This window comes from Clavibacter tessellarius (assembly GCF_001618005.1).
GTDB lineage: Bacteria > Actinomycetota > Actinomycetes > Actinomycetales > Microbacteriaceae > Clavibacter > Clavibacter tessellarius_A.
The window spans coordinates 1-12,720 of record NZ_LQXA01000011.1 but is presented as its reverse complement, the minus strand read 5'-3'; the positions used below and the strand labels follow the sequence as shown (position 1 = coordinate 12,720).

The 12,720-nt window shown below is 71.2% G+C and carries 12 protein-coding genes; 8 read left to right on the top strand and 4 right to left on the bottom strand.

Annotated features, from left to right (window positions below):
• The first annotated feature begins 573 nt into the window (after positions 1-573).
• Entirely contained in the window at positions 574-1,407 is an 834-nt protein-coding gene (locus tag AWH51_RS02205; protein WP_131798094.1) for a hypothetical protein, read from the top strand.
• Positions 1,404-1,922 carry a hypothetical protein gene (locus AWH51_RS02200; RefSeq protein ID WP_063070506.1) on the top strand — a complete coding sequence of 173 codons (519 nt, stop codon included), beginning with the start codon at positions 1,404-1,406 and terminating at the stop codon, positions 1,920-1,922. Before AWH51_RS02205 ends, AWH51_RS02200 begins: the two co-directional genes overlap by 4 nt.
• Before the next feature lie 149 nt (positions 1,923-2,071).
• Here the strand turns inward: AWH51_RS02200 and AWH51_RS02195 are convergent, their stop codons facing one another.
• The 3 genes from AWH51_RS02195 to AWH51_RS02185 all read right to left on the bottom strand — a co-directional run bounded on the left by AWH51_RS02195 (position 2,072) and on the right by AWH51_RS02185 (position 5,150).
• Positions 2,072-2,941, bottom strand: coding sequence for an NAD(P)H-binding protein (locus AWH51_RS02195; RefSeq protein ID WP_063070505.1), 870 nt, complete (start codon positions 2,939-2,941; stop codon positions 2,072-2,074).
• A gap of 327 nt (positions 2,942-3,268) precedes the next feature.
• Entirely contained in the window at positions 3,269-4,159 is an 891-nt protein-coding gene (locus AWH51_RS02190; RefSeq protein WP_063070504.1) for a PfkB family carbohydrate kinase, read from the bottom strand.
• Positions 4,152-5,150 carry a LacI family DNA-binding transcriptional regulator gene (locus AWH51_RS02185; RefSeq protein ID WP_063070503.1) on the bottom strand — a complete coding sequence of 333 codons (999 nt, stop codon included), beginning with the start codon at positions 5,148-5,150 and terminating at the stop codon, positions 4,152-4,154. Before AWH51_RS02185 ends, AWH51_RS02190 begins: the two co-directional genes overlap by 8 nt.
• Positions 5,151-5,317: 167 nt before the next feature.
• On the opposite strand from AWH51_RS02185, the gene AWH51_RS02180 reads away from it, so the two are divergent.
• The 5 genes from AWH51_RS02180 to AWH51_RS02160 all read left to right on the top strand — a co-directional run bounded on the left by AWH51_RS02180 (position 5,318) and on the right by AWH51_RS02160 (position 9,520).
• Positions 5,318-6,418, top strand: coding sequence for a substrate-binding domain-containing protein (locus AWH51_RS02180; RefSeq protein ID WP_063070502.1), 1,101 nt, complete (start codon positions 5,318-5,320; stop codon positions 6,416-6,418).
• A 2-nt stretch (positions 6,419-6,420) separates the two neighbouring features.
• Positions 6,421-7,467 carry an ABC transporter permease gene (locus tag AWH51_RS02175; protein ID WP_063070509.1) on the top strand — a complete coding sequence of 349 codons (1,047 nt, stop codon included), beginning with the start codon at positions 6,421-6,423 and terminating at the stop codon, positions 7,465-7,467.
• Complete coding sequence (locus AWH51_RS02170) at positions 7,464-8,261, top strand: ATP-binding cassette domain-containing protein (protein ID WP_043583835.1); 798 nt, start codon at positions 7,464-7,466, stop codon at positions 8,259-8,261. Before AWH51_RS02175 ends, AWH51_RS02170 begins: the two co-directional genes overlap by 4 nt.
• Positions 8,258-8,551, top strand: coding sequence for a putative quinol monooxygenase (locus tag AWH51_RS02165; protein WP_063070501.1), 294 nt, complete (start codon positions 8,258-8,260; stop codon positions 8,549-8,551). The genes AWH51_RS02170 and AWH51_RS02165 overlap by 4 nt, the downstream gene beginning before the upstream one ends.
• Positions 8,552-8,713: 162 nt before the next feature.
• A complete protein-coding gene (locus AWH51_RS02160; RefSeq protein ID WP_081234797.1) occupies positions 8,714-9,520 on the top strand; it encodes an NPP1 family protein in 807 nt (268 codons plus the stop codon).
• A gap of 90 nt (positions 9,521-9,610) precedes the next feature.
• On the opposite strand, the gene AWH51_RS02155 is transcribed toward AWH51_RS02160, so the two are convergent.
• On the bottom strand, positions 9,611-10,363 hold the full coding sequence (locus tag AWH51_RS02155; protein WP_063070500.1) for an SDR family NAD(P)-dependent oxidoreductase: 753 nt from the start codon (positions 10,361-10,363) through the stop codon (positions 9,611-9,613).
• A 191-nt stretch (positions 10,364-10,554) separates the two neighbouring features.
• On the opposite strand from AWH51_RS02155, the gene AWH51_RS02150 reads away from it, so the two are divergent.
• Positions 10,555-12,630, top strand: coding sequence for a PhoX family protein (locus AWH51_RS02150; protein ID WP_063070499.1), 2,076 nt, complete (start codon positions 10,555-10,557; stop codon positions 12,628-12,630).
• The last annotated feature ends 90 nt before the right edge of the window (positions 12,631-12,720 follow it).

Below are 12,720 nucleotides of genomic sequence, written 5' to 3'. Positions count from 1 at the left end.
GGATCCTCACCGCGGGACCCGCCGGCCCCGGCACCACCGCGCTCCCCGGCGGCGCGCTGCCCGCCCTCGTCGCCGCGCTCACCGCGTGCGCCGGGCTCGCCGCGCTGACCCTCGCGCTCGCCCGCTGAGCCGACGGCGGATCCGGACAGGCACCGCGCCGTGCTTATGAATGCCGCCCGCACCCCCACGATCGAGGACGTGACAGTCGCGGCGCCTGGACGCCGGCCCCACGGGGAGGCCACGCCGCCAGTGACATCGACCCGCAGGACGCACAGCTCCCCGTCCGGCGTGTCTCGCTAGTGCATCCCCGAAGGTTCGGGAGCCGTAGTCATCAACATTCAATCGCAGAGTGCCGCTGGAATCGGCAACCGGTTGGCGAGAGGCCGGGATGCCCCGCGCGGCAACCCGGTCTCTCCAGTGCGACCCTCCCCGCAAGTCGCTATGGTCATCGCATTCGGCCTCACAGTGACCTCGAATCGACATCACATGGACTCGCATAGGGGTGTCTGTGGCGGCAACTGCTACTGATGGGCGGCGTATAGCCGACAGTCGATCTACGGTTACTGTTGGACCATGCCCTCAACGACCCGCCCGACCTTCGGAGCGACGCCCGCTCCGTCCGAGCGGCCGCCACGAGAAGCGCTCCTCGAACAGATGCTCACCGGCACCAAGCGAGGCTTCGTGCCGATCCGCCGTACGTTCCTGCAGAAGCCACGCGGCGCCGAGGGCAGCCGCGGTGCCCAGCTCGCGAAGCTGGCGGCGAACCCGTCGGCGTTGAATGCGTACCTGCTGCTGCACGCGCTGGCGTCCAGCAGCGAGCCATACCAGGCGGACTACCCCGTAGCCACCTGGGTAGACCTTCTCTGCCTGGAAGACGGTGCAACGGAGGCTACGGCGAAGTCACGGTGGTCCAAGGTCATCACGAAGCTCAACTCGCTCGACTTGATCGAACGGCGACGCGTCGGCAACAGCATGCAGTACCTGCTCCTCGATGAGTCCGGCAACAAAACCGCGTACACGCGGCCGCAGAAAGCGGCGGACGGGAACTACTTCAAGCTGCCTTACTCGTACTGGGCCAACGGGTATGACGTGTCCTTGGACCAGTCGGAGAGGCTCATGCTGCTCATCGGATTGGATCAGCAAGACGGGTTCGTGCTGCCGTTCAACCAGGCGCGGCAGTGGTACGGGGTTTCGGAGAGCACTGCCCGTCGCGGCCTGCGCGGGCTTGAGGCACGGGACCTGCTTGTCTCGACGTCGAAGCACGTGCCGTCAGCGAAGTCGCCAACCGGGTGGGCCGAGAGCATCAAATACACCATGACGGAGCCGTTCTCCCGGAAGGCGATCGCAAAGCTCGTTAAGGATCGAGGAAAGACTCTCTTCGCCGCCTCGCCGGAGCCGAGGCCGTGAGCGCGCTGTTCGTCGACGAGTCCAAGAGCAAGGGCTACACGATGGTCGCCGTCGTCGTCGCGGATGATCAGGCAACGCTGCGGCAGCAGATGCGTGCGTTGGTGCTGCCAGGCCAGCGCCGGTTGCACTTCACCAACGAGAGCGACTCACGGCGCCGACACATCCTGTCGACGCTGGAAAGTCTCGGTGTCCGTGCCCACGTCGTGCACTCCGACCTCAAGCACGAGGCCAGCGGCCGAGAGGCATGCCTTCAAGGCCTCGTCGCTCTCGCCGCACGGGACGGACACGAGCGGATCATCCTCGAGCGGGACGTCTCCATCGAGCGCGCCGACAAGAAGGTCCTCTACGCCGCCGCCCACGAACACGGCCTCCGCGACACCATGACCTACGCCCACGAGACCGCACATCAAGAGCCGTTGCTGTGGATCGCGGACGCGATCGCGTGGAGCTACACGAAGGGTGGCGACTGGCGACGTCGGATACAGCCGATGATCCTGCCGCACAACCGGGCCTAAAAAACGCGAAGCTCGGCTCACCGACCGTCCGGAAGGCTGCCGAGCTCACTTCACGCCGCTACTGCAACGTGCACCGCCGAGTATAAGCCGATCGGCCGCCTTGACGCGATCAGCGCGTCAGACGCGGCAGCACGACGGCACGCCCCGCCCTACAGGGCAGGCACCAGCACCTCGCGCACGAAGTCCTCGTAGGAGCGGGGCGCGTGCCCGAGGACGGCGGTGAGACGGGCGAGGGCCTCGGGGGTCCCGATGAGCCCGTCCCGCTGGAACCCCGAGTACATGCGCTCGTAGTCGTACACGAGCCACGACGGCATGGAGGCCAGGGACGACTCCCGCCACGCCACGAGGTCGTCTCCCGCGTACGTCACCGTCGTCCCGAGGGCCTCGGACAGGGCCGCGGCCGTCGTGTCGCCCGTCCACGCGGTCGGGCCGAACACGTCGATCGGACCCTCGAGCTCCGTCCCCGGGGTCAGAGCGCTCACGGCGACCTCCGCGATGTCGCGCACGTCGACCCGGGAGACGCCCGTCCCGCCGAGGGGCTGCGGGTACAGGCCGCCGCGGATCGCGTCGAGGTACCAGACGTCGTTCTGGAAGAAGTTGTTGACCCGGAGGAAGCAGGCCTCGACGTCGCTGTGCTCGAGGAGGGCCTCCACCGCGAGCTTCGCGGAGTTGTGGGGCACCTGCGGCGCCCGGTCGAGGTCCTGGACGGACAGGTAGACGATCCGGCGGACGCCCGCCGCCACGGCGTGGTCCACCGCGACGGTCGTCTCGTACAGCTCGGTGGGCGTCCCCGTCAGGGCCAGGAAGACCTGCTCGACGCCCTCGAACGCCGACGTCGCCTCGTAGGGATCGCCCAGATCGCCGACCACCCCGTCGACGCCGTCGGGGAGGTCGGCGAGCCGCCGCGCGTCGCGGCTCAGGACCCTCAGTCCGGTCATGCCCCGGCGCAGGGCCTCGGCGATGACGGCCGAGCCGACCGTCCCGGTCCCGCCGATGATCAGGGTTCGTGCGTCGCCCATGGTGATCCTCCTGTCTCGTCAATGCGTGCGTGCGTGCGGCACGGTCGTCGGCCGTCCGCTCGGGAGCTCGTCGCCGCCGGACGCGTCACGGACCACGGCGATGAGCTGCGCGAGCGGAGCCGCCGAGGGGGAGACCGCTCGGCGGCTCGGTCGACTCGTGCGTCGAGAGGCTACGCCGGACGAGGGCCGGCGATCCCATCGCCCCACGCGTCTCGACAGCGGCCGGATGCCCGGTTACCATCCGGCGTCCGCAGCGACACGAGGGCGGCCCGACACCCGCCTCTGCGCACGCGCTCCCCTTGCCGATCCCGCGAGCCGGCGCCCGCCTCAGGCCGTCGGCATCCGCAGCAGCGCGCCCGGCTGACGACAGGTGGCCGCGGCGATCGCCATGCACGTGCGGAGCATCGCCTCGCCCTCCGCCGCCGTGCGCGGAGCACCCCGGCGGGCGATCGCGTCGGCCGCCGCAGCGAGGCACGCGTCCCCGGCGCCCATCGTGTCGACGATGGGACGCGGATCCGCCGCGATGCCCGTCGCCACCACCTCGCCGTCCTCGAGCTGCACGGACGCGCCGCGCGGGCCGTCGGTGGCGAGCACGAGGCGGCTGCCGGTCGCGTGCAGCCCGGCGCGCGCGTCCGCGAGCGCGCCCAGCTCGAGGAGGGCCGTGTCGTCGTCGCCCACCTTCACGAGCAGCGCCTCGGCCGCCGCGCGCGCGAAGCCGACGCGGAACCGCTCGGCGTCGTGCAGCATGCCGGCCCTCGGGTTCGGGTCGACGAGCAGGCGCTCGCGCGGATCCCGCACGGCCGCCAGGAGCTCGTCGGCCTGCGCGTGGTCGTCGTACGGGAAGCAGCTGACGACCACGAGCGACGCCGCGTCGAGCGCCGCCCGCTCCGCCGCGCCGATGCGCACGCGGCGGTTCCACGCGGCCTCGTTGAACGAGTAGCGCGGCTCGCCGTCCTCGCGCTCGCTCACGGCGACGGAGGTGCCCGAGGGGCCGATGGTGGCGATGAGCTCGACCCCGTGCGCGTCGAGCTCCGCGCGGATGCGACGGCCGTGCTCGTCGTCGCCGACCATCGCGATGAGCTGCACGCGGTGCCCGAGGATCGCGAGCCCGACCGCGACGTTGAGGGCCGCTCCCCCGACGAAGGCGGTCTCCTCCCCGTCCTCGCGGAGCAGGTCGATCAGGGCGTCGCCGACGACGACGATGGGCTGGTCATGCATTTCGGGGGACCTCTCCGGAGCCTCGGACGATGAGCGTGGTGGGGACGACGACGGTCTGCGCGGGTCCCGCGTCACCGTCGAGCCGGGCGAAGACGCGCTCGGCGGCGGCGTGGCCGATGCGCGACGGATCCTGCGCGACGACGGTGACGGCGGGCTCCAGGAGCGCGGCCATCGGCAGGTCGTCGAAGCCGACGAGCGCGATGCGGCGCTGGGCGCCGTGCCGCCGGAGCGCCGCGATGACGCCGATGGTGATGAGGTTCTGCCCGCTCACGATCGCGGTCGGCGGCTCGGGCAGCGCGAGCAGGCGCTCGGCGAGCGCATCCGCCACGACCTCGTCGGTCGCGCCCTCGAGCACGAGCTCGGGCGCCACGGGGAGCCCGCGCCGTCGCATCTCCTCGGCGAAGCCGCGCTCGCGCTCGCGGGCCGTGAAGATCTCCGGCCGGTCGCCGAGGAACGCGATGCGGCGGTGCCCCTGGTCGGCCAGGTGCGCCACGGCACGGGAGACGCCGGCCGCGTTGTCGACGATGACCGCGTCGGCCTCCAGCCCCGTCGGCACGCGGTCGACGAACACGAGCGGGGTGCCGCGCGATGCCGCGACGCCGAGGTACGCCTGGCTCGGGGCGATGGTGGTGAGGATCAGCCCGTCGACCCGGCGGGCGAGGAACGCGTCGACGGCGGAGCGCTCCCGGTCGGCGTCGTCGTCGAGGCTCGAGGCGAAAACGGCGACGTGACGCTCGCTGGCCGCCTCCTCCACGGCTCGGTGCAGCGCGCCCGAGAACGGGTTCGCGACGCTGCCGACGAGGAGGCCCAGCGTGTTCGTGCGGCGGTCGGTGCGGCGCAGGTTGCCGGCGTGCAGATCCGGCTGGTACTGGAGCTGCTCCACCGCCGCGCGGACCCGGTCGGTGAGCTCCGCGGAGACGTTCGGCTCGCCGTTGACGACGCGCGACACCGTCTTGATGCCCACGCCCGCGAGCCGCGCGACGTGCTTCATCGTGGGTCGGCGCGCGCCGGACGGGGCTCCGCTCGGGAATGACAACGGTGTCACGGATGGGTCTCGCTCTCTGCGCTATGGGTTGACCATACCGGCTCCGACCCGCTAGACCTTCCCATGACAACGTTGTCGGGAGCGCGCTCCCACCCGAAGGACAGGATCCATTAATGACGAACCGATCCCCGCGCCTCGTGCGCACCATCGCCCTCGGCTCCGCGGCCCTCGTCGCCGCGGTCGGGCTCACCGGCTGCTCCAGCTCGGGCTCCGGCTCGGGCGGCGGATCCGGCTCGGGCGACGTCGGCGTCGGCGTCTCGCTCATCGTGAAGACGACCACCAACCCCTTCTTCGTCGCCATGCAGGACGGCGCGAAGGACGCCGCCGCATCCTCCGGCATCAGCCTGACGCTGGCGGCCGGCAAGGAGGACGGCGACGAGGACACCCAGATCCAGGCCATCGAGAACGCCATCTCGAAGGGCGACAAGGGCATCCTCATCACCCCGAACGGCCCCTCGGTGGTCGACGCCATCCAGAAGGCGCGCGACGCCGGCCTCTACGTGATCGCGCTCGACACGGCGCCCGACCCGGCCGACTCCGTCGACATCACGTTCGCCACCGACAACTTCGCCGCGGGCGAGTCGATCGGCAAGTGGGCGGCCGCCAAGCTCGACGGGAAGAAGGCGACCATCGCCCTCCTCGACCTCTACGACGACAAGGCCGTCTCGGTCGACTACGACCGGGACCAGGGCTTCCTCACCGGCATGGGCATCGACGTCGGCGACAAGGCCAAGAACGGCGACGAGGCGAAGTCGGGCGACTACAGCGGCGGCGACTACGAGATCGTCGGCAACGAGGCCACGCAGGGCGCCGAGGACGGCGGCCGCACGGCCATGGAGACGCTGCTCTCGAAGGACCCGGACATCAACGTCGTCTACACGATCAACGAGCCGGCCGCGTTCGGCGCCTACCAGGCGCTCCAGGCCGCCGGCAAGGAGAAGGACGTCGTCCTCGTCTCGGTCGACGGCGGCTGCGCGGGCGTGAAGAACGTGAAGGAGGGCGTCATCGGCGCCACCGCCCAGCAGTACCCGGTGAAGATGGCGCAGCTCGGCGTCGAGGCCATCGCGCAGCTCGCGAAGGACGGCACCAAGCCCGCCACGAGCGCCGGCCTCGACTTCTTCGACACCGGATCCGCGCTCGTCACCGACACCCCCGTCGACGGCCTCGAGAGCATCACGGCCGACGACGCCGCGACGAAGTGCTGGGGCGAGTGACCGTGAGCCAGCGGACCACCGACCCGAACCCGCCGACCTCGGCGCTCGACCTCGCCAACGAGTTCCTCGACCGGCGCACGCCCCTCGACCGGATCCGCGGGGTGCTGCACCGCTACCCCGCCGTCAGCCCGGCCGTCGTCCTCGTCCTCGCGGTCGTCGTGTTCGGCCTGCTCAACGACCGCTTCCTCGATCCGGCGAACCTGTCGCTCGTCACGCAGCAGGTGGCCGTGGTCGGCACGCTCGCGGTGGCGCAGACGCTCATCATCCTGACCGCGGGCATCGACCTCTCCGTCGGCGCGGTCATGGTGCTCACGTCGATGGTCATCGCGCAGACCGCCAGCCAGAACGGCCTGCCGGCGCCCGCCGCGCTGGCGGCCGGGCTCCTCGTGGGTCTCGCGGCCGGCGCGTTCAACGGCCTGCTCGTCACGCGGCTGCGGCTCCCCCCGTTCATCGTGACCCTCGGGACGCTCAACATCTTCGTGGCGCTCACGCTCCTCTACTCCAACGGCGCGACCGTCCGCGGTGTGGACATGCCGAAGGCGCTCTCCTGGACGGGGCGCACGTTCGACCTGGCGGGCGTGAAGATCAGCTTCGGCGTGGTGCTGATGCTCGTGCTGTACATCGTCGTGGCCTTCATCCTCGGCAAGACCGCCTGGGGCCGGCACGTGTACGCGGTCGGCGACGACAAGGAGGCCGCGCGCCTCGCCGGCATCAGCGTCAACCGGGTGCTCATGAGCGTGTACCTCGCCGCGGGGGCCATCCTCGCGGTCGGCGCGTGGATCCAGATCGGCCGCAGCAACGCGGCCAGCCCCAACGCGGGCGCCGACCTCAACCTCGACTCCATCACCGCGGTGGTGATCGGCGGCACGAGCCTCTTCGGCGGCCGCGGCACGGTCTGGGGCACGCTCCTCGGCGCGCTCATCGTCGGCGTGTTCCGCAACGGCCTCTCGCTCGCCGGGCTGGACGTGCTCTACCAGACGCTCGCGGTGGGCGTCCTCATCATCGTCGCGGTCTCCGTCGACCAGTGGATCCGAAAGGTGCGCAAGTGACCCTCACCGACCCCGCGGGGAGCGCCCCCGCACCGACCCGCACGCCCGTCCTCGAGGCGAAGCGGCTCGTGAAGACCTTCGGCCGAGTCGTCGGCCTCGACGGCGTGAGCCTCGAGCTCTTCCCCGGCGAGGTGCTCGCGATCATCGGCGACAACGGCGCCGGCAAGTCGACGCTCATCAAGTGCCTCACCGGGGCCGAGACGCCCGACGAGGGCGAGCTGTTCCTCGACGGCAAGCCGGTCTCATTCAAGCGGCCGCAGGACGCGCGCGCGGCCGGGATCGAGACGGTGTACCAGAACCTCGCCGTCTCGCCCGCGCTCGACGTGGCCTCGAACCTCTACCTCGGGCGGGAGAAGCGGAAGAAGGGGATCCTCGGATCCGTGTTCCGCATGCTCGACACGGCCGGCATGCGCCGCGAGGCGAAGGCGGAGCTGACCGAGCTCGGCATCTCGACGCTGCAGGACGTGACCGTGCCGGTCGAGAACCTGTCCGGCGGGCAGCGGCAGGCGGTCGCCGTGGCGCGCGCCGCGGCGTTCGGGTCGAAGGTCGTGGTGCTCGACGAGCCCACCGCGGCGCTCGGCGTGCGCGAGTCGAACCAGGTGCTGGAGCTGGTGCGGAACCTGCGCGACCGGGGCATCCCGGTGATCCTCATCAGCCACAACATGCCGCAGGTGTTCGAGGTGGCCGACCGGATCCACATCCAGCGCCTCGGCAAGAAGGCCGCCACCATCACGCCGCAGTCGCACTCGATGACCGACGCGGTCGCGATCATGACGGGCGCGGCCACGGCATGACGGCCACGGTCCTGTACGCGGAGTTCACGGCGCTGCCTGGCCAGGAGGAGCAGGTCGCGCGGATGATCGCGGACCTCGCCGAGCTGGTGCGGGCCGAGCCCGGCAACGTGGTGTTCGAGCCGTACCGGCGGGTGGACGATCCGGCGCGCTTCGTCGTGCACGAGGTCTACCGCGACGAGGCCGCGTTCCAGGCGCACATCGGGGCCGAATACGGGGCCAAATTCAATGCGCGGCTCGCACCGCTCATCGTGGAGGAAGGATCGCAGTTGACATTCCTCGCGCCCGTGTGAGATGCGCGGCGGATATCCGAGCGAGATCATTCCCGCCGCGCGCGACCGCGCATGTGCGCAGCCTGTGAATGCATCCTCGAATCCCGGAGCGTGCGTATCGTCGATGGTGTCCGGAACGACTGCTATTCGATGCCCGCAATGTCGCGGGCAAGGGGGATATCCATGTCCAGCAAGATCCGACGAACAGATCGAACGACCACGGGGACGCGTTCTCGCACGGGATGGCGCGGCGCGGCCGCGGCGCTGGGGGCTCTCGCCCTCGTCGTCGGGCCCGCCGCCGCCGCCCATGCGGATCCTCCGTCCGCCATCCCGGCGGCCGCCACGGAGGACGACGCGAGGTGGCAGCCGGCCACCGACTACGACGGGGAGGGCTGCTACCCCACCCCCGCCATGGATGCCGCGGGGACTCCCGCCGAGGGGCTGAGCCTGGGCGGAGCCAACAACGGCAATTGCCGTGACCAGTCCGACCTCGACAACGTGAACAGCTACGCGCGCACCACGTGCGTCGCGGACGGCTGGTGCGCCCACGCGTACGCGTATTACTTCGAGAAGGACCAGCGCGCGGAGGGCGTCGCCGGCGATGGGAACGGGCACCGCCACGACCTCGAGCACGTCATCGTGTGGGTCAAGGACGGCGAGGCGCGCTACGTGTCGGCCTCCGCCCATGGCGGATACGACACGAGGGCCGCGGCGGACGTGCTGTGGGAGGACACGCACCCCAAGATCGTCTACCACAAGGACGGTCCGCACACGCACGCCATGCGCTTCGCCAGCGGGGACGACGAGCCCGCCGAGAACCACTACGGCACCTGGCAGCGTCCGGCGCTGCTCAGCTGGGATCTCATGAGCGACGCTGTGCGCGGCACGATCAACACCCACAGCTACGGATCGGCCACGTTCGACATCAAGGACGACCGCATCTCCAGCGTGCTCTCGGAGCGCAAGCCGGAATCGTCGCTCGCATTCTGAGCAGCTGATCCCGAGAAAGGGGCTGTCGATATCCGACAGACCGGTGGGACCCCGCCTCGTCGGGGTCCCACGCGTGTTCCCGGCCGCGGCTCAGCGCGCCGAGTACCCGCCGTCCACCAGGTGGTAGCTGCCGGAGATGAAGGACGCGTCGTCGCTCAGGAGGAACAGCACGAGCGCCGCGACCTCCTGGTCGGTGCCGAGGCGCCCGGTCGCGTGCTGGCTCTCGAGGTGGGCGAGCGCCTCGGGCGAGAGGGAGGAGCGCACGAGCGGGGTGTCGATGAAGCCGGGGCCGACCGCGTTCGTGCGCACGCCGCGGGCCGTGTACTCGAGCGCCGCGACCTTGGTGAGGCCGACGAGGGCGTGCTTGCTCGCGACGTAGGCCGCGTTCTGGGCGAACCCGACGGATCCGAGCACCGAGCTCATGTTGACGACCGCGCCGCCGCCCGCCTCCACCATCGCGGGGAGCTGGTAGCGGAGGCCGTAGAAGACGCCGTCGAGGTCGACCGCGCGGGTGCGGTCCCACGCGGCGATGTCGTACTCGCCGATGTCGGCGGCGGGGGCGCTGATGCCGGCGTTGTTCACGGCGAGGTGCAGCGCGCCGTAGGCGTCGACCGCGTGCGCGACGGCGGCCTCCGAGTCCTCCGCCTTCGACGTGTCCTGGCGGAACGCGGTGGCCGTGCCGCCCGCCGCCTCGATCTCGGCGACGACGCGCTCGGCCGCCTCCAGCTGGATGTCGGTGACGACGACCGACGCGCCCTCCGCGGCGAGCGCGCGGGAGATCGCGGCGCCGATGCCGCTGCCTCCGCCTGTCACGAGCGCGGTCTTCGTGTCGAACCTGGCCATGGGGATCCTCCTCGTCTGGGGCGACGCGGGCCGCGTCGCCCCTCGACGGTACGCCCGCAGGATCCGGTCACCCGGGGTTCACCCGCCGTCCACCGGCCGGTCGGGGGCGCGCTCGGGGGCGTCAATACCTTTCAGATGTGATGCGTCCGCCGGTGCCCGGAGCAGACGCCCGAGATCGATGGAGACCCCACATGACCCTCACCCGTGAGTCCCACCACCGGCTGCTGCCGGTCCTGTCGCGCGATCCCCACGCCCGCGGCAAGCGCAGCACCGTCACCTGCCACCTCAAGTGCGACGACGCGTGCACCAAGCCCGTCCCCAACGTCACCGACAACTCCTACTTCCGCGACATCGCGGGCCGCGCCCTCTCGCGCCGCACGCTGCTCGGCGGCGCGGGCGCCGGTGCCCTCGCGATCCTCGTGGCGCAGAACGCCGCCGCTCCCGGCGCGGAGGCCGCCGCCGCGCAGGCCGCGTCGAAGCTGCCCTTCACCGCGATCACGCCCGTCGACGCCGCCGTCGACCAGTTCACCGTGCCGACCGGATACCGCTGGCAGCCGATCATCCGCTGGGGCGACCCGCTCTTCAGCCGCGCCGACGACTTCGACGCCGACGACCAGACGGCCAGGCTCGCCGCCCGCCAGTTCGGCTACAACAACGACTACCTCGACATCATCCCGGTCGACCCGCGGAACAGGGAGGCGCTCCTCGTCGCCAACCACGAGTACACGAACGAGAACATCATGTTCCCGCCGGCGGCGGACGACGCCGAGCTCGCCGAGCAGCGCCGCACGGCCAAGGCCTCGCACGGCATGTCGGTCGTCGCGCTCCGCCGCAAGGCGGTCGGGAAGCCGTGGACCTACACGGTCGGCCACCACCGCAACCGCCGCATCACCGCGGACACGCCCTTCGCCGTGTCGGGCCCGGCCGCCGGGTCCGCGTCGCTGCGCACCAAGGGCGACCCGAAGGGCAGGCGCATCCTCGGCACGCTCGGCAACTGCTCCGGCGGCACCACCCCGTGGGGCACCGTGCTCTCCGGCGAGGAGAACTTCAACGGCTACTTCCGCACCGCCGGCACCAGCGCCGCCGACAAGCGCTACGGCCTCGGCGACAAGGCCACGAGCCGCGGCTGGGAGGCCATCGACCCCCGCTTCGACGCCCGCACCGCCGGCTACGAGAACGAGCCGAACCGCTTCGGCTGGATCGTCGAGGTCGACCCGTTCGAGCCCGGCGAGGCGCCCGTCAAGCACACCGCGCTCGGCCGCTTCAAGCACGAGGGCGCGAACGTCATCCTCGGGAAGAGCGGCCACGTCGCCGCGTACATGGGCGACGACGAGCGCTTCGACTACCTCTACAAGTTCGTCTCGCACGACACGATGGTCGTGGGCACCTCGCGCCGGGCCCGCCGCGAGAACAAGCAGCTCCTCACCCGCGGCGCGCTCTACGTGGCGCGCTTCACGGGCGACTCGCCCGTCGCGGAGATCACCGGCACCGGCGAGCTCCCCTCCGACGGCCAGTTCGACGGCATCGGCCAGTGGATCCCGCTGGTGATCGACGGCGTCTGCCAGGTGCCCGGTTTCACCACCGAGGAGGCGCTCGTGCACACGCGCCTCGTCGCCGACGCGGCCGGCGCCACGAAGATGGACCGCTGCGAGGACGTGCAGCCGAGCCCCACGACCGGCAAGGTCTACGTCGCCTGCACCAACAACACCGACCGCGGCAAGGCCGGCAAGGAGGGCGCCACGGAGATGAACCCGCGGACGACCAACCGCGACGGCCATATCGTGGAGATCACCGAGGACGGCGGCGACGCCCGCTCCACCACGTTCACGTGGAACCTGCTGCTCGTCGCGGGCGACCCGGCGAAGAACGAGTCCACCTACTTCGCGGGCTTCCCGAAGGACAAGGTCTCGCCCATCAGCTGCCCGGACAACGTCGCGTTCGACTCCGAGGGCAACCTCTGGATCTCGACCGACGGCGCCCCGAGCACCATCGGCCTCAACGACGGCCTGTTCAAGGTCCCCGTCGAGGGCGCCGAGCGCGGCCACGTGCAGCAGTTCCTCTCCGTGCCCACCGAGGCGGAGACCTGCGGCCCGGTCGTGCACGACACCGAGGGCATGGTGTTCGTCGCGGTGCAGCACCCGGGCGAGGACGGCTCGTTCGCCGAGCAGCACTCGTTCTTCCCCGACTACGTGCCCGCCGGCGTCACCCCGCCGAAGGGAGCCTGGCGCGGACCGCGCCCGTCGGTGATCCAGGTGTTCCGGGGCTGATCCGGGGAGAGCTGCTCGCGGGGTGACCCGCTGAGCTGATCGGGGGGCCGATCGGAGGGCCGGGGCGTGCGTGCGCCCCGGCCCTCGTGC

Bases quoted from the DNA above. Each gene is read 5' to 3' on its own strand.
- AWH51_RS02205 (WP_131798094.1), top strand. From the start codon at position 574: ATGCCCTCAACGACCCGCCCGACCTTCGGAGCGACGCCCGCTCCGTCC.
- AWH51_RS02195 (WP_063070505.1), bottom strand. From the start codon at position 2,941: ATGGGCGACGCACGAACCCTGATCATCGGCGGGACCGGGACGGTCGGC.
- AWH51_RS02190 (WP_063070504.1), bottom strand. From the start codon at position 4,159: ATGCATGACCAGCCCATCGTCGTCGTCGGCGACGCCCTGATCGACCTG.
- AWH51_RS02185 (WP_063070503.1), bottom strand. From the start codon at position 5,150: ATGAAGCACGTCGCGCGGCTCGCGGGCGTGGGCATCAAGACGGTGTCG.
- AWH51_RS02180 (WP_063070502.1), top strand. From the start codon at position 5,318: ATGACGAACCGATCCCCGCGCCTCGTGCGCACCATCGCCCTCGGCTCC.
- AWH51_RS02165 (WP_063070501.1), top strand. From the start codon at position 8,258: ATGACGGCCACGGTCCTGTACGCGGAGTTCACGGCGCTGCCTGGCCAG.
- AWH51_RS02160 (WP_081234797.1), top strand. From the start codon at position 8,714: ATGTCCAGCAAGATCCGACGAACAGATCGAACGACCACGGGGACGCGT.
- AWH51_RS02155 (WP_063070500.1), bottom strand. From the start codon at position 10,363: ATGGCCAGGTTCGACACGAAGACCGCGCTCGTGACAGGCGGAGGCAGC.
- AWH51_RS02150 (WP_063070499.1), top strand. From the start codon at position 10,555: ATGACCCTCACCCGTGAGTCCCACCACCGGCTGCTGCCGGTCCTGTCG.